General features: G+C 70.1%; 15 protein-coding genes and 2 tRNA genes. 13 read left to right on the forward strand and 4 right to left on the reverse strand.

What is annotated here, in order from left to right:
* Window positions 1-129 precede the first annotated feature (129 nt).
* Complete coding sequence (locus AC07DF_RS36365) at window positions 130-543, reverse strand: SsgA family sporulation/cell division regulator (protein ID WP_004002642.1); 414 nt, start codon at window positions 541-543, stop codon at window positions 130-132.
* Window positions 544-734: 191 nt separating this feature from the next.
* Here AC07DF_RS36365 and AC07DF_RS36370 point away from each other — a divergent pair, with 191 nt between their 5' ends.
* The 7 genes from AC07DF_RS36370 to AC07DF_RS36400 all read left to right on the forward strand — a co-directional run bounded on the left by AC07DF_RS36370 (window position 735) and on the right by AC07DF_RS36400 (window position 8,679).
* Complete coding sequence (locus AC07DF_RS36370) at window positions 735-1,193, forward strand: TIGR02611 family protein (RefSeq protein ID WP_478980997.1); 459 nt, start codon at window positions 735-737, stop codon at window positions 1,191-1,193.
* A gap of 78 nt (window positions 1,194-1,271) precedes the next feature.
* A tRNA-Val gene (locus AC07DF_RS36375) sits at window positions 1,272-1,343 on the forward strand.
* Window positions 1,344-2,064: 721 nt separating this feature from the next.
* The gene (locus AC07DF_RS36380) at window positions 2,065-3,354 is read left to right on the forward strand and encodes an ABC transporter substrate-binding protein (RefSeq protein ID WP_478980999.1); all 1,290 of its coding nucleotides are present in this window, start codon (window positions 2,065-2,067) and stop codon (window positions 3,352-3,354) included.
* The gene (locus tag AC07DF_RS36385) at window positions 3,354-4,358 is read left to right on the forward strand and encodes a carbohydrate ABC transporter permease (RefSeq protein WP_478981001.1); all 1,005 of its coding nucleotides are present in this window, start codon (window positions 3,354-3,356) and stop codon (window positions 4,356-4,358) included. The genes AC07DF_RS36380 and AC07DF_RS36385 overlap by 1 nt, the downstream gene beginning before the upstream one ends.
* On the forward strand, window positions 4,358-5,221 hold the full coding sequence (locus AC07DF_RS36390; RefSeq protein ID WP_478981003.1) for a carbohydrate ABC transporter permease: 864 nt from the start codon (window positions 4,358-4,360) through the stop codon (window positions 5,219-5,221). Before AC07DF_RS36385 ends, AC07DF_RS36390 begins: the two co-directional genes overlap by 1 nt.
* A gap of 7 nt (window positions 5,222-5,228) precedes the next feature.
* Window positions 5,229-5,819 carry a hypothetical protein gene (locus AC07DF_RS36395; RefSeq protein WP_478981005.1) on the forward strand — a complete coding sequence of 197 codons (591 nt, stop codon included), beginning with the start codon at window positions 5,229-5,231 and terminating at the stop codon, window positions 5,817-5,819.
* Between the two features lie 118 nt (window positions 5,820-5,937).
* Window positions 5,938-8,679, forward strand: a complete 2,742-nt coding sequence (locus AC07DF_RS36400) for an exo-rhamnogalacturonan lyase family protein (protein ID WP_478981007.1) — start codon at window positions 5,938-5,940, stop codon at window positions 8,677-8,679.
* Window positions 8,680-8,686: 7 nt separating this feature from the next.
* Here the strand turns inward: AC07DF_RS36400 and AC07DF_RS36405 are convergent, their stop codons facing one another.
* Complete coding sequence (locus AC07DF_RS36405; RefSeq protein WP_478981009.1) at window positions 8,687-11,095, reverse strand: SCO7613 C-terminal domain-containing membrane protein; 2,409 nt, start codon at window positions 11,093-11,095, stop codon at window positions 8,687-8,689.
* Between the two features lie 62 nt (window positions 11,096-11,157).
* Between AC07DF_RS36405 and AC07DF_RS36410 the strand changes: the two genes are divergently transcribed.
* Both AC07DF_RS36410 and AC07DF_RS36415 read left to right on the forward strand, forming a co-directional pair.
* Window positions 11,158-11,604, forward strand: a complete 447-nt coding sequence (locus AC07DF_RS36410) for an SRPBCC family protein (protein ID WP_478981011.1) — start codon at window positions 11,158-11,160, stop codon at window positions 11,602-11,604.
* Between the two features lie 39 nt (window positions 11,605-11,643).
* Window positions 11,644-11,715: transfer RNA gene (locus AC07DF_RS36415), tRNA-Val, on the forward strand.
* A 59-nt stretch (window positions 11,716-11,774) separates the two neighbouring features.
* Here the strand turns inward: AC07DF_RS36415 and AC07DF_RS36420 are convergent.
* A complete protein-coding gene (locus tag AC07DF_RS36420) occupies window positions 11,775-12,503 on the reverse strand; it encodes a 3'-5' exonuclease (protein WP_215122594.1) in 729 nt (242 codons plus the stop codon).
* A 169-nt stretch (window positions 12,504-12,672) separates the two neighbouring features.
* On the opposite strand from AC07DF_RS36420, the gene AC07DF_RS36425 reads away from it, so the two are divergent.
* From AC07DF_RS36425 to AC07DF_RS36440, 4 genes are all read left to right on the forward strand, one after another.
* Window positions 12,673-13,239: a DUF4365 domain-containing protein gene (locus tag AC07DF_RS36425; RefSeq protein WP_261684048.1), complete on the forward strand. Its 567-nt coding sequence runs from the start codon at window positions 12,673-12,675 to the stop codon at window positions 13,237-13,239.
* Complete coding sequence (locus tag AC07DF_RS36430; RefSeq protein ID WP_478981014.1) at window positions 13,236-14,477, forward strand: hypothetical protein; 1,242 nt, start codon at window positions 13,236-13,238, stop codon at window positions 14,475-14,477. Before AC07DF_RS36425 ends, AC07DF_RS36430 begins: the two co-directional genes overlap by 4 nt.
* A 91-nt stretch (window positions 14,478-14,568) precedes the next feature.
* Entirely contained in the window at window positions 14,569-16,554 is a 1,986-nt protein-coding gene (gene thrS / locus AC07DF_RS36435) for a threonine--tRNA ligase (protein WP_478981016.1), read from the forward strand.
* Window positions 16,555-16,620: 66 nt separating this feature from the next.
* Window positions 16,621-17,181, forward strand: coding sequence for an HIT family protein (locus AC07DF_RS36440; protein ID WP_478981018.1), 561 nt, complete (start codon window positions 16,621-16,623; stop codon window positions 17,179-17,181).
* Window positions 17,182-17,256: 75 nt separating this feature from the next.
* On the opposite strand, the gene AC07DF_RS36445 is transcribed toward AC07DF_RS36440, so the two are convergent.
* Window positions 17,257-18,924: a hypothetical protein gene (locus tag AC07DF_RS36445; RefSeq protein WP_189726470.1), complete on the reverse strand. Its 1,668-nt coding sequence runs from the start codon at window positions 18,922-18,924 to the stop codon at window positions 17,257-17,259.
* Window positions 18,925-18,951 lie beyond the last annotated feature (27 nt).

The following is an 18,951-nucleotide window of genomic DNA, read 5'->3' on the forward strand; positions in this document are numbered from 1 at the left end:
GCACACATGGACCGGCGCCGGCTCCGCGTCATCCGCGGCACCGGCGCCGGTGTGTCCCGTATGGGGTTGTCCAAGCCCGAGCCGTCTCCCCGAGTCGACGGCGCCGGGCGGCTTTGTGAGGGCCTCGCCCTAGCTTTCCGCCAGGATGTGCGAGAGCTCCTGATCGAGGTCGAAGTGCCGGTGCTCCGTGCCGGGCGGCACGGCGGCGTCGGTCCGCTTCAGGAAGGACTCCAGGGCCCGTGCGGGGGCCTCGAGCAGGGCCTCGCCCTCCGGTGAGCTCAGGGCGATGCACACGACGCCCTGGCCGTGACTGCGCGACGGCCAGACGCGGACGTCGCCGGTGCCGGTAGGGCGGTGAAGTCCCTCGGCGAGGAGGTCGCGGGCGAACACCCACTCGACGGTTTCCTCGGCTCCGGTGTGGAAGGTGGCGTGCACGGCGTAGGGGTCGGCCGTGTCGTACCGCAGGCCTGCGGGGACAGGCAGGGAGGACTCGCTCGACACAACGAGGCGCAGGTGCAGCTCGCAGCTGACCGTGGTGTTCATAAGCGCCAGGGCCTTTCGCTCAGTGTGCGCTCGGGGATTCGCACGTCGGCGAAATCGACATGCCACCTACGGTGCCGTTGTAAACCCCTCTGAGTGTTTTGCGTGCCTTTACGTAACTCTTCCGGCCGAGAGATCGTTCGCGTCGTGCGTCCATTCCGGTGACTGGTTTCGCTCGGGTAGTGTTTGGCCGTATGAATACGGGGAGTAACGAGCCGGGCGAGGTGGCCGTGGCGTCGGACGAGACGGGGACGGACGAGGTGCGCAGCGAGCAAGAGCGGGGGCTTGGCTCGCGGGCACCGGAATTCATCAAAGCGCGCCGAGCGCTGCACGTGAGCTGGCAGGTCGGGGTTTTCATCATCGGGCTCGCGGTCGTGGTGGCCGGCATCATCATGCTGCCCCTGCCGGGGCCGGGCTGGGTCGTGATCTTCGGCGGCATGGCGATCTGGGCGACCGAGTTCGTGTGGGCGCAGCTGGTGCTCCGCTGGACCAAGCGGAAGGTCACCGAGGCGGCGCAGCGCGCCCTTGATCCCAGAGTGCGGCGCCGGAACATCATCCTGACGACCATCGGGCTGGTGATCGTGGCCGTACTGGTCGGTATCTACCTGTGGAAGTTCGGCATAGTCATGCCGTGGAAGATCAAGGACCAGTGAGTCGCGCGGGGGTGCCGGGGGCGGCCTCGCGCTGGTCACAGGCACCCCCTGACATGGGGTAATGTTCTTCCTGCGTCCGGGCGATTAGCTCAGTGGGAGAGCGCTTCGTTCACACCGAAGAGGTCACTGGTTCGAACCCAGTATCGCCCACCGGATCTACGGCCCACCTGCGGTTATGCGGGTGGGCCGTTGTTGTTTGTGTGGCCGTTGCCTGCGGCGGCCTGCGGGGGTGGGTGGGGGTGCGCGTAGCGCCTACTCGCCGGTGGTGGGTCGGGGCCGCGCCGGGGGGTGTCCGTCCTCGGAACGTCGCGATGGGGTCTCACGCCGACTGGCTGTTCGTTGACGCGACAACCGCTGCGGGCGGACACCCCCCGACACGTCCCCTGCCGTGATCCGGCGGGTGCGGGCGCGTCGTGGCTGCCGCCATCCGCCCCCCGCTGCGGGCATGCGTGCCGCTAGGGGCGGCACGGGTGGGCGCAGCGGTACCCCGTTCCGCCGGGCTGCGGACCCACCCCGCCTCTGTCGCAACGCCGAGTGCTTCGCGCCCGGCTCGGGCGCCTTGCCTCAGCCATCTCGTGGCCGGATCTAGTCCCTCCCCTCCTCTCGACCCCACCGTCGTCTTTCGGTCGCCCCCGAAACCCGCACGACCGGGTCTCCCTCGTTCGCCCACTCGACCACACACACCTCACCAGCAACGTCGTACCGCCCGGCCCTCGCCGCCGCCTCGTCGTCCCGATCCACCCCCGACCCGCTCGGTAAGAAATTCTTGTCCGAATCATTGACGCACTCTCAGCCCCTCCGTACCTTGTGCCAGCAAGCGCTTACTTGAAACGATTCATGCGAGCGGGACGACGCGCGGGGAGGTCCAACCGTGGTGAACGGCAGGAATGTTGAGAGACGTACGGTCCTGAAGGCGGCCGGGGCCACGGCGGCCACGCTGGGGCTGGCCGCGACGACCGGCTGCGGTGGCGACGGAGGGGCCTCCGCCGACGGGACGGTGACGATCCGTTATGCGTGGTGGGGTGCGGAGGACCGCGCCCAGAGAATCAACAAGACCATCGCGCTCTTCGAGAAGAAGCACCCGAAGATCAAGGTGAAAACGGACTTCCAGCCCTATCTCGACTTCTGGAAGAAGTTCAACACCCAGGCCTCCGGCGGAAATCCGCCGGACGTCTTCCAGAATGCCATCGGCTTCCTCCGCAAATACGACGCGAAGAACGTACTGCTCGATCTCAGTGAGCAGGCCAAGGCGGGCAACCTCCGGATGGAGGGATTCCGGGCCGGTCTGGAGAAGTTCGGCGAGATCGACGGCAAGCTGCTCGGTGTTCCGGTCGGTTCCAACTCGATGTCCCTCGTCATCGACAAGCCCGTCTACACCCGGGCCGGCGTCAAGCCCGAGCAGGGCTGGACCTGGGACGACTTCGACGCGGCGATGAAGAAGATCCGCGACAAGACGGGCCGCGCCGGGGACAGCGGCATGTACGGCGTCATGTACCTCTACGACCTGTACCTGCGTCAGAACGGCAAGGCGTTCTTCACCACGGACGGGCTCGGCTTCACCGAGGCCGATCTGACGGACTGGTGGACGAAGGCCGAGAAGGGCATCAAGGACGGCATCTACGCCGACGCCAAGAAGGTCGTCCAGAACAAGCCCAAGTCGGCGGTCGCGGCCGAGCTGGCCGGTGGCGAGTTCACCTGGGACAACTTCACGGTCCGTTACACCTCCGAGGGCAAGAGCGAGTACGGTCTCGCCCCCATCCCGACCACGGACGGCAAGAAGACCGGCCAGTACCTCGGCTCGCTGATGCTGAGCGCCTCCAAGCGCACCCAGCACCCCAAGGAAGTCGCCCAGTTCATCGACTTCATGGTCCACGACCCCGAGGTCGCCAAGATCATGGGCTACGACCGTGGTGTGCCGGCGACGCAGGCCCAGTACGAGGCGTACCAGCCGACCGACGAGGTCAACAAGGCGATAGCCGCCTACGAGGAGTCCCTCGTCAAGGCCGGTGTCCTGGAGCCGATCACACCGCACCCGAACGGCGCGGACATCTGTGAGGCCGCGTTCCTGCGCATCGCCGAGGAGCTCGCCCTGGGCAAGCGGTCGGTCAGCGAGGCCGTCAAGCAGTTCTTCACCGAGTCGAAGACGGCTCTCGGCACCTGATGGGAACCACCGTGACACACGCCCCTGCGATGGAGGGCCTGTCCAAGGACAAGGGCTCCGAGCCGCGGCACGGTCCGGTGAAGCCCGCGCGCCCCGCCGCCCTCAAGCGGCGGCGGCGCCGGGAGAACCTGGCCGGTTATCTCTTCATGTCCCCGTGGATCGCGGGCTTTCTGCTCCTCACCGCGGGTCCGATGGTCGCCTCGCTCTACTTCGCGTTCACCGACTACAACCTGTTCGACGCGCCCAAGTGGATCGGTCTCGACAACTTCTCGGAGATGTTCGGCGATCCGCGCTGGCGTCACTCGGTGCAGGTGACGTTGTGGTATGTCGCCGTGGGAACGCCGCTGAAGCTGATCGCGGCCCTCGGGGTGGCCCTGCTGCTGGCCCAGAGCCGGCGCGGGCAGGCCTTCTACCGGGCCGCTTTTTACGCCCCGTCGCTGATCGGGGCGAGCGTCTCCATCGCGATCGTGTGGAAGGCGATCTTCTCGGACGACGCCATCGTGGACCGGATGCAGAAGAGCTTCGGGATCGACGTCGGTGGCTGGACCGGCGATCCCGACATGATTATCTACAGCCTGGTGGCGCTCACCGTCTGGCAGTTCGGCGCACCCATGGTGATCTTCCTGGCCGGCCTCAAGCAGGTCCCGCGTGAGCTGTACGAGGCGGCCGAGGTCGACGGGGCGGGCAAGATGCGGCGGTTCTGGAACATCACGCTGCCGATGATCTCCCCGGTTCTCTTCTTCAATGTCCTGCTGGAGACCATTCACTCCTTCCAGATCTTCAGTTCGGCATACATCGTCGGTGGCGGCGCCGGAGGCAACGCCTGTGGTCCGGCCGACGGTTCGATGGTTTACACCTGCTACCTCTATGTCCAGGGCTTCGAGAACAGCCGGATGGGCCTGGCCTCCGCCATGGCCTGGATGCTGCTCGTCGCGGTCGCCCTGGTGACGGCGGTGCTGTTCTGGTCCCAGAAGCGCTGGGTGCACTACGAGGAGGGCGCGTGATGAGCTCCGCCGGTCTCTCGACTTCGCGGCACAAACTGCCCGGTTCCCTCGCTTGGCACCTGGGTTCCCTTCTGATCCTCGCGGTGATCCTCTACCCGGTGATCTGGGTCCTCGGCGGTTCGTTCAAGAAGAGCGAGGACGTCGTCGGCAGCCTGGATCTTTTCCCGGGCGACCCGGTCCTCTCCAACTACACCAGCCTCGCCGACGGCATCGCCGACATCCCGATCTCCACGTTCTTCCTCAACTCACTGTTCCTCGCGGTCGGTTCGGTGATCGGGATCCTGGTGTCCTGCTCGCTGACGGCGTACGCCTTCGCGAGGATCAGGTTCGCGGGCCGCAATCTGCTGTTCGCGCTGATGATCGGCACCCTGCTGTTGCCGTACCACGTGCTGCTGATCCCGCAGTACGTGCTGTTCCGCAACATGGAGATGATCAACACCTACACCCCGCTGCTGCTCGGGAAGTACCTGGCCACCGAGGCGTTCTTCGTCTTCCTGATGGTGCAGTTCATGCGCAACCTGCCCAAGGAGCTCGACGAGGCGGCCAGGCTCGACGGCTGCGGGCACCTGCGGATCTACTGGTCGATCATGCTGCCGCTGTGCCGCCCGGCCCTGATCACCAGTGCGATCTTCACGTTCATCAACGCCTGGAACGACTTCATGGGCCCACTGATCTACCTCAACGAGCCCGACAAGTACACGGTCTCGCTCGGCCTGAAGATGTTCGTCGACCAGGAAGGGCTGGCCAACTACGGCGGCATGATCGCCATGTCGCTCGTCGCGCTGCTGCCGGTCCTCGCCTTCTTCCTCGCCTTCCAGCGCTATCTGATCGACGGCATGGCCACGTCGGGTCTGAAGGGCTGAGGTGAGCATGGCCGGGACCCGAGTGAAGGCGCGGGGCGAGTCGGTGTTCGCCGAGCGGTTCGCGGTGTTCGCCGAGTGTCTGCTGACCGGCGTGTGGATCGCGGTGGCCTCGCTGGGGGTCGTGACCTATGCGGCCGCGTTCGCCGCGGGCGCGCGGCATCTGCGGCGCCGTACCGCGCACGAGGGTGGTGGGTGGCGGGAGTTCGTCGCCGACTTCCGGAGGGCTCTGCACGGCGGGTGGCTCGCCGGGCTCGCCGGGTGGGCGGCGGTGGCCGCGGTCTGGGTGGACGTCCAGGCGGCCCGGGCGGGGATTCCCGGCGGGCCGCTCGTCGGAGCGGTCGGGGTCGTCGCACTGATCGCCGTCGTCGTGGCGGGGCTGCGCGCGGCGGCGGTCTGGGAGCCGGAGGTCCGGTGGCGGACGCTGCTCGCGCATTCCTGGCGGCGGACGGTTCTCGACCCGGCCGGGTCCTTTCTGATCGTCGCGGGACTGGCCGTGGTGGCCCTGTCCGCGTGGTTCGTCGCGCCGCTGGGGGTCCCGGTCCTCGGGGCCGTCGCGGCGGCGGCCGTCGCCGTGGAGGAGCGGTACCGGCACCGCTGACCGGCGGTGCCCCAACCCCAGGTCGGCGCCCCCGGCGCCGCACCTCCCACTGCCATGCCCCTGACCAGCGCACGGAATTGCTTCCCGCTAGGAACGGACTAGGAAAGGCAGCATCTCTATGTCTCCCATCCCCCGCAGGTCCCTCCTCAAGGCGGCGGCCGTCGCCGGAGCCGCCGCCCAGTTCAGCTGGGCTCTGGGGGCGCAGGACGCGCAGGCCGCCCCCAGAGCCGAGCCGGCCGACGCCGACCCGGTCACCCTCGACTGGCTGGAGGACGGCGGACTCGGCGCGGCCCCCGGCTCCACCGTCGGCGTCCCCTGGCCGAAGGGCGCCTACGAGAAGGAGCAGACCTTCGCGCTGACGGACGCGGACGGCAAGGCCGTTCCCGTGCAGTCCTGGCCGATCGCCTACTGGCCCGACGGCTCCCTCAAGTGGACCGCCCACGCGGTCGGTTCGGGCAACGGCAAGCTCACCCTCGCCGCCGGCACCCCCGCCGCCCCCGAGAAGAAGGTCACCGTCGGCAAGAGCGGTGGCACCATCGACATCTCGACCGGCGTCATCACGGCGAAGATCGGCAAGTCCGGTTCGACCATCGTCAAGTCGGTCAGCCGCGGTTCGACGGAGATCGCGAAGAACGGCCGGCTCGTGCTGATCCGCCAGCCCGAGATCGAGGACGAGGACCAGGGCGCGGTCAAGACCGAGCGCTTCGACGGCGCCATCTCCAAGGTCGAGGTCGAGCAGGAGGGCCCGGTCCGCGCGGTCGTCCGCATCGACGGCAAGCACCGCAAGGGCGGCCGCAGCTGGCTGCCGTTCTCCATCCGGCTCTACTTCTACGCGGGCGCCGACTCCTTCCGCATGGTCCACACTCTCACCTTCGACGGCACGCAGGAGCCCGCGAAGGCGAGCGGCGACTTCATACGGGGGCTCGGCGTGCGCTTCCAGGTGCCGATGCGGGACCAGGCCTACGACCGTCACATCCGCATCGGCGGCGACGGCACCGGCCTGCTCCGCGAGGCCGTCAAGGGCATCACCGGACTGCGCCGCGACCCCGGGGCGGCCGTCCGCACGGCCCAGTTCGAGGGCAAGAAGCTGCCCGACCCGGCCACCTGGGACCAGCGGGTCACCACCCGTCTCCAGTACATCCCCGAGTGGGGCGACTACACCCTCTCCCAGCTCTCCGCCGACGGCTTCACCGTCCGCAAGCGCACCAAGAAGGGCCACGGCTGGATCGGAGCGGGCGGCGGCCGGCGGGCGAGCGGCTTCGGGTACGTGGGCGGCGCGAGCGGCGGATTCGCCTTCGGCCTGCGGGACTTCTGGGAGAAGTTCCCCGCCCAGCTCGACATCCGCGACGCCCAGACCGACACGGCCGAGGTCACCCTCTGGCTCTGGTCGCCCGAGGCGCAGCCCATGGACCTGCGCTTTTACCACGACGGCATGGGCCAGGACACCTACCCCGAGCAGCTCGAAGGCCTCAACATCACCTACGAGGACTACGAACCCCAGTTCGGCACCCCCTATGGCATCGCCCGCACCAGCGAACTCCTGTTCTGGGCTCACGACTCCACGCCGGGAGCCGAGGCGATGGCCCAGCAGGTAGAGGCCGTACGCACCCCGCCGCAGCTCGCCGCCCCGCCCCAGCAGCTCATCAAGGCGGGCGTCTTCGGCAAGCTGTTCTCCGCGCCGGACCGTTCCACCAGCGCCAAGGCGAAGATCGAGGACCACCTCGACTTCCTCTTCACCTACTACAAGGACCAGGTGGAGCAGCGCCGCTGGTACGGCTTCTGGGACTACGGCGACATCATGCACAGCTACGACCCCAGCCGTCACCAGTGGTGCTACGACGTCGGCGGCTACGCCTGGGACAACTCCGAGCTCTCACCCGACCTGTGGCTCTGGTTCGCCTACATGCGCTCCGGCCGCGCCGACATCTTCCGCTTCGCCGAGGCCATGACCCGGCACACCGGCGAGGTCGACGTCTACCACCTGGGCAAATGGGCGGGCCTCGGCACCCGGCACGGTGTCCAGCACTACGCCGACAGCGCCAAGCAGCAGCGCATCGCCAACACCACCTATCGCCGCTACTACTACTTCCTCACGGCGGACGAACGCGTCGGCGACCTCATGCACGCCAACGTCGACTCCGACGAGACGTTCCTCGTCCTCGACCCCATCCGCAAGATCCGAACCGAGCCGTACACGCCCGACCGCAACGCCCTGTCCATCGGCTTCGGCACCGACTGGAGCGGCCTGGTGTCCGCCTGGCTCACCGAGTGGGAGCGGCGCGGACCCAAGTGGGAGAAGGCCAAGGCCAGGGTCCTGTCCACCATGGAGACCATCGCCGCCCAGCCCAACGGCTTCGTCCAGGGCAACGCGCTGTACGACCTGGACACCGGGAAGTTCGCCGTGGCCAAGGAGGCCAAGGTCGGCGTCTCGCACCTCTCGGCGATGTTCGGCCTGGTCGAGCTGTGCGCCGAGCTGATCGACCAGATCGACATGCCGAAGTTCAAGGAGGCGTGGCTCGACTACTGCCGCTACTTCAACGCCACCAAGGCCGAGCAGAAGGCCCGCTACGGCTCCGACTTCGGTTCCCTGCTGCTCTTCCAGGGCCACTCCCGGCAGGACGCCTACGCCGCCGTCCAGACGGGCGACGACAAGCTGGCCGCCCGGGCGTGGCGGCAGTTCTACAACAGCGCCGACACCTGGGACTACAAGGAGTCCACCGACTGGTCCACAAAGAAGATCGAGGGCCCGACCGGCCTGGTCCCCGGCAGCGAGGCGGCTTGGGTGTCCACCAACGCCACGGCGCTGTACGGCCTGGCGGCGATCCAGAACCTGGCCTTGGTGGGCGACAAGATGCCGTAACCGGGGGCTAGTTCATCCTGCCCAGAACCTCCCGCACCCGCCGGACGTCCCTGATCCGCTGCTCGTACGTCGCCCCGAGTGCGAGCAGCAGGAGCCCGGCGAGGGCGGGAGGCGCCCAGCGGGGGAGCGCGCCCGTCACCTGTACGACGTACGGGGCGAGTTCATGCAGCGTGACCAGGGCCAGCACCGAGCCGCCGAGCACCAGCGGCGCCTGGAGGTGGTGCCGCGCTCCCAGCAGAGTGACCAGCAGCGCCGTCGTGCCCAGCAGCAGCGGTCGCGTCCAGTGCGGGTCGGCCCAGGCCGCGACGAGGCTCGGCAGGAGGGTGGCGGCGAGTCCGGGGCCGTACGCCGTCCAGGAGGACGCCCGCGGATCGCGGCGCCGGCGCAGGGCGCCGACGAGCAGTGCGGGCACGGTCACCGGGAGCGTGTAGGCCTCGGGTGTGCCGACGTCCCAGGCGGCCAGCCGTACCCAGGCGGCCAGCACGAACAGGGCCGTGGCCGCATAGCCGACGGGACGGCGGTCGGGACGGAGCGCCGTGCCCGCGGCGATCACTCCGCACAGGGCCAGCGCCAGGGCGAGCAGCGGCGGATCGGTGACGGCGAGGCCTATGGCGAGCAGGCCGGTGGCGGCCCCCACGATCTCGACCGGCAGAGTCGCCCGGTGCTCACCGAGACGCGCCGCGAGCAGCGCTGCGGACACGGGGACGGCCAGGACCAGCAGGGCGGTTCCAGCAGGCGGCCAGTCCGCGGCGGCACCGGTGGCCGAGGCCAGGGCGGCGGCGTACACGAGGGCGGCGGGAGCCGTGACGGGGGCGAGGCCCGCCTGCCATGAGGCCGCGGCGAACACCGCCACCAGCAAGGACAGCACCGCGAGGGTGGCGGTCTGGGAGGCGAGAGCGGTCAGGGCGAGACTGACGGAGGTGACCAGGGCGAGGACGAGAGCGGTGAGTCGCGCGGCCGGCACCGCGGCCCGGCGTACGTACAGCGCGGCCGCCGTCATGACCCCCAGGGCCGACATCCCCGCGAGGTACGGAACCCCGAGGACCGCCGGAAGCATCAGCGCCGTCGCCCAGAGCAGTCCCAGCGCGCCGAGCCGCGCCCGCGCACGCCATGGCTCCGTACGGATCGCCAGGGCGAGAACGGCCGCGACGGCGACCGTCACGACGGGAGCCGCCGCCGAGTCAGGAGGCCAGGGCGCCTCGACGGTCACCGCGGCGCGGGCGTCCGAAGGAGCACCGCTCCACACGCGGCCCACCCAGCCGGCCGGTCCCAGCAGCACCACGGCGACGACGGGCAGCGTCCACAGCAGCGCCAGCGCCTGTACGACGCCGGAGGCCCAGACGAACCCCCGCCGTATCGCCTCGGGCAGCCGCACGGCCCGCACCGCCGCCAACAGGGCCATGCCGCACACCAGATGAGCCGGAACCGCCCACTCCGACGGCAGTCCGGAGCGAGCGACCCCACCGAACGCGCCCACGGTGAGCAGCCCCGAGGTGATCGCGAGACCGAGGGAGTGCCGGGTACCCGGGGCCCGCCAAGCCGCGCCGAGGGCGATCGCCGCCGCGAGCAGGAGAAGCCCGCCGGCTCGGGCGGCGGCACCCGGAGTGTCCGCCGCCGCCGACAGCCAGCCCGCGGCCAGGACGCCCCAGCCGCCCATGCCGTACGCACCGACGACAGCGGCGATCCGCACCGCCCCGGCCGTCACCCGCAGCGCCACCACCGTGTCGAGCCCGGCCGTCACCAGCAGCGCGGCCGTGATCACGTACGGACCCGCATCGACGGCCAGGGCCCACAGCAGCAGCGGGAACTGGGCCGAGGCCAGGGCGGAGGGCAGGGGCAGCCGCAGGGCGGCCGTGGCCGGAAGCAGGCCGTACGCCGACCAGATCACCGCGAGCACCGCTGACGCGGCCGCGGCGTAGCCGGTCCCGTCCGTTCCGGTGAGGGCGGCCTCGTGCAGCGCGTACGCGTCCAGGACGGTCAGGGCGAGCCCGAGCCCCGCCACGGACTCGGCCGTCGACCGCAGCCCTCGCTTCAGCAGGAGCACGGGCCCGGCGAGCGCGGCCAGCGTGACCGCGCCGAGCACCAGCGCCCGCCCGGTGATGCCCATGCTGCCCCAGCTGACCAGCGTGAACACCGCGGCCGCGAGCGTGAGCAGCACACCGCCCAGGACCAGGAGGACGTTCTGCACGCTGGGCGCGGCGGTCTCCGGGCGGGGCGGTGCCGTGGGTGACCATGCCACCGGCAGCGGCTGCTGGGCCCGTCGCAGGGTCGCGACCAGCCAGGCGCGACGTGTCAGCAACTGGGCCCTGCGGGCGTCCAGTTGCCGGAGTTCGGCATCGAGGAGCCGCAACTCCTCGGCCGGGGGCGGAAGGTGCGTCATGCCTGGCAGTGTGGTCCGCGTCACCCCGTACGGCATGAGTGCGGATACTCAGGCGCGTACTCAGACAGGCCCCCACCAGGAGCGGGCAGACTGCGGGCATGGACTGGAACCACTACCGCTTCCGCAGTCTGTGGCCCCTGACCGCGACGCCCGCCACCGTCTACGAGGTGCTGGAACGGGCCGAGGACTACCCCCGCTGGTGGCGCCAGGTCCGGCAGGTGACCCGGCTCGACGAGACCACCGGCGTGATCCGGATCCGCTCCGTCCTGCCGTACGACATGACCTTCACGGCACGCGAGGTGCGGCGCGACCCCGCGGCCGGTGTGCTGGAGACCGCCCTGTCCGGGGACATCGAGGGCTGGGCCCGCTGGACGGTCACGCCGCTCGGGGCGGGCAGCCTCGCGCGGTACGACCAGGTCGTGAGCGTGACCAAGCCGCTGCTGAGGAGGCTCGCCGTACCGGGACGGCCCGTCTTCCGCGCCAACCACGCGCTGATGATGCGGTCCGGGCGGCGCGGACTCGTCAGGCACCTCGAAGCGGTTTGAAGGAAACGTGCCGGGGCCTGTATTGTTCAGTCCGTTCCCGGGCGATTAGCTCAGTGGGAGAGCGCTTCGTTCACACCGAAGAGGTCACTGGTTCGAACCCAGTATCGCCCACCGGAAACAGCCGGTCCGTCTCAGACGGACCGGCTGTTTTGTACCTGGACCCCAGGTGCTCAGGCCGCCGCCGGCAGGTCCGGACGCAAGGGCCAGGCCGGGTCGACCGACTCCTCGACACCGCTGCGCGCGAACCACGCCTGGAGGCCCCGGGCCTGCGCCGCGTGCCACACCGCCTGCAGCGTGTGCAGCTCACCGGGGGCGAGCCGCTCCAGCCGGGACGCGAACCGTCGGCCCACCGCCCGGGTGACCTCCAGCGCCGCCACGGCATCGGCCGCCGCGTCGTGCGCGCCCTCCAGCGTGACGCCGTAGTGCGCGCACAGATCGGTCAGCGTGCGACGGCCCTTGCGGTAACGGTCCAGATGCTTGTCCAGGACCCTCGGGTCGAGCACGAGCAGCGGGGCCGGCTCGAACCAGCGGTCCAGGGCCGAGGCGCGGTGGCGGCGCAACTCCCGGTCCAGCAGGGTCAGATCGAACGGCGCGTTCATCACCACGACCGGGCGGCCGGCATGGGCCTGCTCGGCCAGCACCTCCGCTATCTCGTACATCACCGGCGCCGGCCACCGGCCGTTGCGCTGCAGGTGCTCCTCCGTCAGCCCGTGCACCGCCGTCGCCTCGGCGGGCACCGGCACACCCGGGTTCACCAGCCAGCGGCTGACCCGCGGCCGGACGCCCGGGGCGTCCTGGACGACGACGGCGGCCGACACGATCCGGTCGGTCTCGACGTCCACGCCCGTCGTCTCCGTGTCGAAGGCGGCCAGCGCCCCCTCGTACCAGCACGTCGTCATAGCCACACAACCCCTCGTTCACCCTCGGCAGTTGACGCACCGTCCGCTGCCCGATTCGGTGATACCCGGGCTGTTTGCGTACTACGCCGGAAGGAGACAACAGGAGTACGGGTCGTTGCAGTTCAGCGGCCCGCCACGGGGAATCACTTGTTCTGGAAGGCTGTTGGCCATGGCCATTGCGCAGCCCGAACGGGGCGGGCTGCTGCCCGAGCGCACGGCTCCCTCCCGCGGCACCCTCGCCACCACCGCCTGCATGGAGACACTGCAGGTCGGCTATCTGCACGCCGTCGCGGCGGCCGCCGGCTGCTCGCTGTCCCAGCCGTTTCCCGACAACGGCATCGACTGGCACGTCAGCCACAGCGCCCCCGGGCACACGGTCGACGACGAGGTCACCATCAAGGTGCAGCTCAAGGCCACCTACCAGGTGCCGCCCAACCCGCCGGGCCGCACCTTCTCCTTCACGCTCGACAACGCCCACCTGGCGAAACTCGCCCGCACACCCGTGTCGGTGCACAAGATCCTGGTGGTGATGCTGGTGCCGCGCTCCCAGGACGACTGGCTGCGCGCCGGCCACGACCGGCTCGACCTCAGGCACTGCTGCTACTGGACCAACCTCGCCGGCCAGCCCATCACCGGCCGCGGCCGCACCACCGTGCGCATACCGACCGCACGCATCTTCGACGACCGGGCCCTGTGCGAGATCATGACGCGGGTCGGGACGGGAGGGAAACCGTGACGCACCGCCCGACCGAGGAGCCACTGAGGGCCGTGCGGCCCCACCCCGTCGACTCCTGGAGCGGCCCCCCGCCCGAGCCCCGCGAGGTCGACCCGGCCGTGCTGAGCGCCCTGCTGCGCCGGCACGGCTGGCTGCGGCGCGGCGGCGCCCACGGACGTTACGGCCGCTGGACCCCGCCCGGCCCCGGCGGCAGCGGCACCAGCCTGCTGGTGCCGGAGACCCGTGCCTTTCCCGACAGCGACGACCTCCTCGGCGAGGCCCTGCTCGCCCTGTCCCGCAGCGGATCGCCCTCCGCCCGCGAGGTCCTCGTCTCCCTCGCCGTGCCCAGTGACGAGATCCGCTGGTGGCACGACGTCCCCGCCGGGCCCGCCGGTGCGGCGCCCTGGATCGTCGAGGACCGGCTGCGCACCGCGGCCCGCCGGATGCTGCTCGCGGCGGCCCTCGCCGCACGCGCGCGAGCCGGCTATCACGGCGCCCGCCACCGCCGCTCCGCCGCCGCGTCCCTGGAGAACGTCCTCGTCGGTTCCGCCGCCGACGGCCGGCTCACCGCCTTCGTGCCCGTCGCCGGCGGCCGCCCGGTCGCCGTACGCCTCCACCAGGCGCTGTACGCCGCCCGCGAGGCCATCGACTACCAGCGCGCCACAGGCGGCATGGACGCCTTCGACGCCGCGGTCGAGGCAGGGGTGAGCCACGAGCTCACCGAGGCCCTCGTCGCTCTGGTCCGGGGCACCGAGGGCGCCCGGATCGCCGTCGAGTGGGCCCCGGCGGCCGGTGTGCCCGAGGGCTGCGCGCCCTCCGCCGAGCCCGTCGAGTTCTCGCCCGGCGACCTGCCGGTCCTGCGCGAGGCGGGCGCCCGCTATCTGCGCGAGGAACCCGCCGTGCCGGTACGGATCACCGGAGCGGTGGTGCGGCTGCGCAGGTCGGGGCCGCGCGGCGAGGGCACCGTCCGGCTCCGGGTCCTGGCCGGGGCCGAGGTCCCGAACGTCCGGATCACCCTGGACGAGGAGGGCTACCGGATCGCCGGGCACGCCCACCTCGTCGGACTGCCGGTGCGGGTGCAGGGCCGGCTGGAGAGCCGGGGCGGCTTCCGGCGCCTCACCGGCGCCCACGGCGTCGTACCGGTGCAGGTCGACGACGCCGAACGGGACCGGCTGATGAAGGCCCTCCAGGAGAACGCCGGGATGGCGGCCTTCTTCGAGGAGGCCTGCGGAGGCGATGGCGGGGACCGCGAGGACTGATTTCGCGGTCGGTGGCCCGGGGTCGGTACGATCCATACTCGTGCGCGCTCCCGTATGGCGCCGCAGCCCCACCTTCAGTCAGGAGAGACCGGTGTCAGACGTCCGTGTGATCATCCAGCGCGATTCCGAGCGGGAAGAACGCGTGGTGACGACGGGCACTACGGCCGCCGAGCTCTTCGCCGGCGAGCGCTCGATCATCGCCGCGCGTGTGGCCGGCGAGCTCAGGGACCTGTCGTACGCCCTGTCCGAGGGCGACGAGGTCGAGGGCGTCGAGATCTCCTCCGAGGACGGCCTGAACATCCTGCGCCACTCCACCGCGCACGTCATGGCGCAGGCCGTGCAGGAGCTCTTCCCCGAGGCCAAGCTCGGCATCGGCCCGCCCGTCAAGGACGGCTTCTACTACGACTTCGATGTCGAGAAGCCGTTCACGCCCGAGGATCTCAAGGCCATCGAGAAGAAGATGCAGGAGATCCAGAAGCGCGGGCAGAAGTTCGCCCGCCGCGCGATCACCGACGAGGCCGCTCGCGAGGAGCTGGCCGGCGAGCCGTACAAGCTGGAGCTGATCGGGCTCAAGGGCTCGGCCGCTGTTCAGGATGGCGCCGACGGCGCGGACGTCGAGGTCGGCGCCGGCGAGCTGACGATCTACGACAACCTGGATGCCAAGACCGGCGAGCTGTGCTGGAAGGACCTCTGCCGAGGCCCCCACCTGCCCTCCACCCGGAACATCCCGGCGTTCAAGCTGATGCGCAACGCGGCCGCCTACTGGCGCGGCAGCGAGAGGAACCCCATGCTCCAGCGCATCTACGGCACCGCCTGGCCCACCAAGGACGAGCTGAAGCAGCACTTGGAGTTCCTCGCCGAGGCCGAGAAGCGAGACCACCGCAAGCTCGGCAGCGAGCTGGACCTGTTCTCCGTCCCGGAGCAGATCGGCTCCGGCCTCGCCGTCTTCCACCCCAAGGGCGGCATCATCCGCCGGGTCATGGAGGACTACTCGCGGCGCCGCCACGAGGAAGAGGGCTACGAGTTCGTCTACACCCCGCACGCCACCAAGGGGAAGCTCTTCGAGACCTCGGGCCACCTGGACTGGTACGCCGACGGCATGTACCCGCCCATGCAGCTCGACGAGGGCGTGGACTACTACCTCAAGCCCATGAACTGCCCGATGCACAACCTGATCTTCGACGCGCGCGGGCGCTCCTACCGTGAACTGCCGCTGCGCCTCTTCGAGTTCGGGACCGTGTACCGGTACGAGAAGTCGGGCGTCGTGCACGGCCTGACCCGGGCCCGCGGCTTCACCCAGGACGACGCGCACATCTACTGCACCCGCGAGCAGATGTCGGAGGAGCTCGACAAGACGCTCACCTTCGTCCTCGGCCTGCTGCGCGACTACGGCCTGACCGACTTCTACCTGGAGCTCTCCACCAAGGACCCGGAGAAGTTCGTCGGCTCGGACGAGGCCTGGGAAGAGGCCACGGAGACGCTGCGCCAGGTCGCCGAGAAGCAGGGCCTGCCCCTCGTGCCCGACCCGGGCGGCGCCGCCTTCTACGGCCCGAAGATCTCCGTCCAGACCAAGGACGCCATCGGCCGCACCTGGCAGATGTCGACGATCCAGCTCGACTTCAACCTGCCGGAGCGCTTCGACCTGGAGTACACGGGCGCGGACGGCGCCAAGCAGCGCCCCGTCATGATCCACCGCGCGCTGTTCGGCTCGATCGAGCGCTTCTTCGCGGTGCTTCTGGAGCACTACGCGGGCGCCTTCCCGGCGTGGCTGGCCCCGGTCCAGGCGGTCGGCATCCCGATCGGTGACGCGCACGTCGAGTACCTGGAGAAGTTCGCGGCGGCGGCCAAGCGGCAGGGCCTGCGCGTCGAGGTCGACTCCTCCTCGGACCGGATGCAGAAGAAGATCCGCAACGCCCAGAAGCAGAAGGTGCCCTTCATGGTCATCGCGGGCGACGAGGACATGTCCCACGGGTCCGTGTCCTTCCGCTACCGCGACGGCTCCCAGGAGAACGGCATCCCCTTCGACGAGGCCATCGCGAAGATCCAGAAGGTCGTCGAGGAGCGGGCGCAGGTCTGATCACACGGCGTACGGGCCCCCGGTCAGATCCCGGGGGCCTTTGCCGTCCCCCCAGCTCGACGCCATATGCTGCACTGCATGACGAGTGAGCCGGAGCAGCAGCTGGGAGTGGGGACGCAGGACGCGTTCCAGCGTCTGTGGACGCCCCATCGGATGGCCTACATCCAGGGCGAGAACAAGCCGACCGGCCCGGGCTCGGGCGACGGCTGCCCCTTCTGCTCGATCCCGGCCAAGTCCGACGAGGACGGCCTGGTCGTCAAGCGCGGCGAGCAGGTCTACGCGGTGCTCAACCTGTACCCGTACAACGGCGGGCACCTGATGACCGTGCCCTATCGGCACGTCGCCGACTACACGGACCTCACGGCGGGGGAGACCGCCGAACTCGGCGAACTCACCAAGCAGGCGATGACCGCCCTGCGCACGGCGTCCGGCGCGCACGGCTTCAACATCGGCATGAACCAGGGCACGGTGGCGGGCGCGGGCATCGCGGCCCACCTGCACCAGCACATCGTGCCGCGCTGGGGCGGGGACACGAACTTCATGCCGGTGGTGGGACATACGCGGGTGCTGCCGCAGCTGCTGGCGGACACGAGGAAGATGCTGGCGGAGGCCTGGCCGGCCAGCTAGCCCAGCCTGCGGGCAGTCGTGCCTCCCCCAGTGCCTTGAGGGCCGCCCCAGCAACAACGCCGGGTACCTCACCAACTAGGCGTCGTAAACGTCGGCCTTCTTCGGCGAAGCCTCCTGCACAGCCCCACTGAGCGCCGCAGACCGCGACCCGAACTTCTCCACATCCACCCCGTTCTCCCGCAGCACCTTCAACGCCGCCGCATGCACCACACGCAGCACAGGTGTCGCGGCCCGAAGCGCATCGTCCGCCATGAACCGGTGCCGCCACGGCTGATCCGCCCACGCATGCCGCAGACCGAACGGCTCCGGGAGCGTCAGACTGCCGCCGAGCCAGTTCAGCAGCGGCGGGTACCAGGTCAGCGGGGCCCGCGCGGCCAGCCGTACCACCTCGTCGGCGTCGATCAGGGGGAGCTTCACGGTGCGGGTCTCCCAGAACCGGAGAGCCTTCTGCACCGCCTTCTCCTTGGCCGCCGGCTTCTCGTTGAACAGGGGGTTCACCGGCCCCAGGGCGTGCCCGGTGACCTCGATGCGCAGGGTGTCGTGCAGCACGGTCACCGTGATCAGCATCGTGATCACCAGATGGCCGTCCCAGAGGGTCCACTGCACGCCGAGGTAGTGCCGGTCGCCGCTGCCGAACTGCTGCTTGTTGCAGATGTCCTGTATGGCGTGCGTCCGGACCGTGTACGCGTCGACGTCCGTGCCGCTCGGCCGGGACACCTCCGCCGCCTTCTCGCCGATCGGGGTGACGATCCAGTGCGTGATGGACGGCTTGGGGAAGCCGCCGGTGTTGATGGATGTGCGCTCCAGCATGCCCAGGCCGCCCTGGATCGCCACGATGACGTCCCAGCTGCGGAAGGGGTGGAACTCCTTGTCCGGATCGGCGGAGACCAGCTCCTCGGCCAGCTGCCAGCTGCCCCACCGCGTGCCCATGCCGAGTATGCCCTTGGGGCCGGCGTAGAAGACCGAGTTGGACCGCTGCTCGGCGCCGAGGCGGGCCAGCTCCTTGCGCACCTGCTCGGCCGCGTCGCCCGGGTTGCCCGGGACGGCTTCGGGGATCTTGGCGCCCACGCCGCCGCCCGACAACAGGCTCGACCAGCGCTCCCGCAGGTCACGGGCGGTCCGCTCGCAGATCTGCTTGGCCCAGAACCAGCCGACGACGGGCATGATGATCGCCGCGCGCCCGTACAGGGCCCAGAATCCCGTGAAGGGCATCTTGATCAGGAACAGCACGGCCAGCGCGCCCACCGCGACCAGCAGGGTCGTGGCGAGGGCACCGGCGCGCTTGTCCTCGCGCTTGGCCATGGTGGTGCGCAGCGTGAACACCAGCAGCCACACGAGGAAGCCCGGCAGGAAGAGCACCCCGCAGATCACCGTGATCGCTGAGAGCCAGTTGTCGCGGTCGCGGCGGATGCGGTGGGCCGCCAGGCAGTGCTCCACGACGACCTGGGGCTCGATGCCGAAGGACTGGATGACCGGGTTGCGCCCGGCACCCAGCATCCGGTCGATGATGGCGCGGGAGAAGGCCTCGCCGAACCTGGGGCGGAAGATCTTCGCCCAGGGACGCGGCGGTTTCACCTTCGACTGGTGCCACTCGTTGTCGGCGTTCAGGATCTTGGTGACCTCGTCGTCCCGGTACGCCGCCGCGGCCAGCGCGTAGGTCGCCGCCGTCTGCCCAGCCGAACCCGCCAGAGGCACCTGGGCCCCTGGGCTGAAGTCGAATCCGTCTGTCACTGCCGCCCCCATCGCTGCCGCATCCGCATCTGCGGCCTT

It is taken from the genome of Streptomyces sp. NPDC044719 (assembly GCF_056433405.1).

Coding starts and splice junctions, on each gene's coding strand:
- AC07DF_RS36410 (WP_478981011.1), top strand. CDS start 11,158: ATGGACTGGAACCACTACCGCTTCCGCAGTCTGTGGCCCCTGACCGCG.
- AC07DF_RS36390 (WP_478981003.1), top strand. CDS start 4,358: ATGAGCTCCGCCGGTCTCTCGACTTCGCGGCACAAACTGCCCGGTTCC.
- AC07DF_RS36420 (WP_215122594.1), bottom strand. CDS start 12,503: ATGACGACGTGCTGGTACGAGGGGGCGCTGGCCGCCTTCGACACGGAG.
- AC07DF_RS36425 (WP_261684048.1), top strand. CDS start 12,673: ATGGCCATTGCGCAGCCCGAACGGGGCGGGCTGCTGCCCGAGCGCACG.
- AC07DF_RS36365 (WP_004002642.1), bottom strand. CDS start 543: ATGAACACCACGGTCAGCTGCGAGCTGCACCTGCGCCTCGTTGTGTCG.
- AC07DF_RS36445 (WP_189726470.1), bottom strand. CDS start 18,924: ATGGGGGCGGCAGTGACAGACGGATTCGACTTCAGCCCAGGGGCCCAG.
- AC07DF_RS36370 (WP_478980997.1), top strand. CDS start 735: ATGAATACGGGGAGTAACGAGCCGGGCGAGGTGGCCGTGGCGTCGGAC.
- AC07DF_RS36440 (WP_478981018.1), top strand. CDS start 16,621: ATGCTGCACTGCATGACGAGTGAGCCGGAGCAGCAGCTGGGAGTGGGG.
- AC07DF_RS36400 (WP_478981007.1), top strand. CDS start 5,938: ATGTCTCCCATCCCCCGCAGGTCCCTCCTCAAGGCGGCGGCCGTCGCC.
- AC07DF_RS36405 (WP_478981009.1), bottom strand. CDS start 11,095: ATGCCGTACGGGGTGACGCGGACCACACTGCCAGGCATGACGCACCTT.
- AC07DF_RS36385 (WP_478981001.1), top strand. CDS start 3,354: ATGGGAACCACCGTGACACACGCCCCTGCGATGGAGGGCCTGTCCAAG.
- AC07DF_RS36395 (WP_478981005.1), top strand. CDS start 5,229: ATGGCCGGGACCCGAGTGAAGGCGCGGGGCGAGTCGGTGTTCGCCGAG.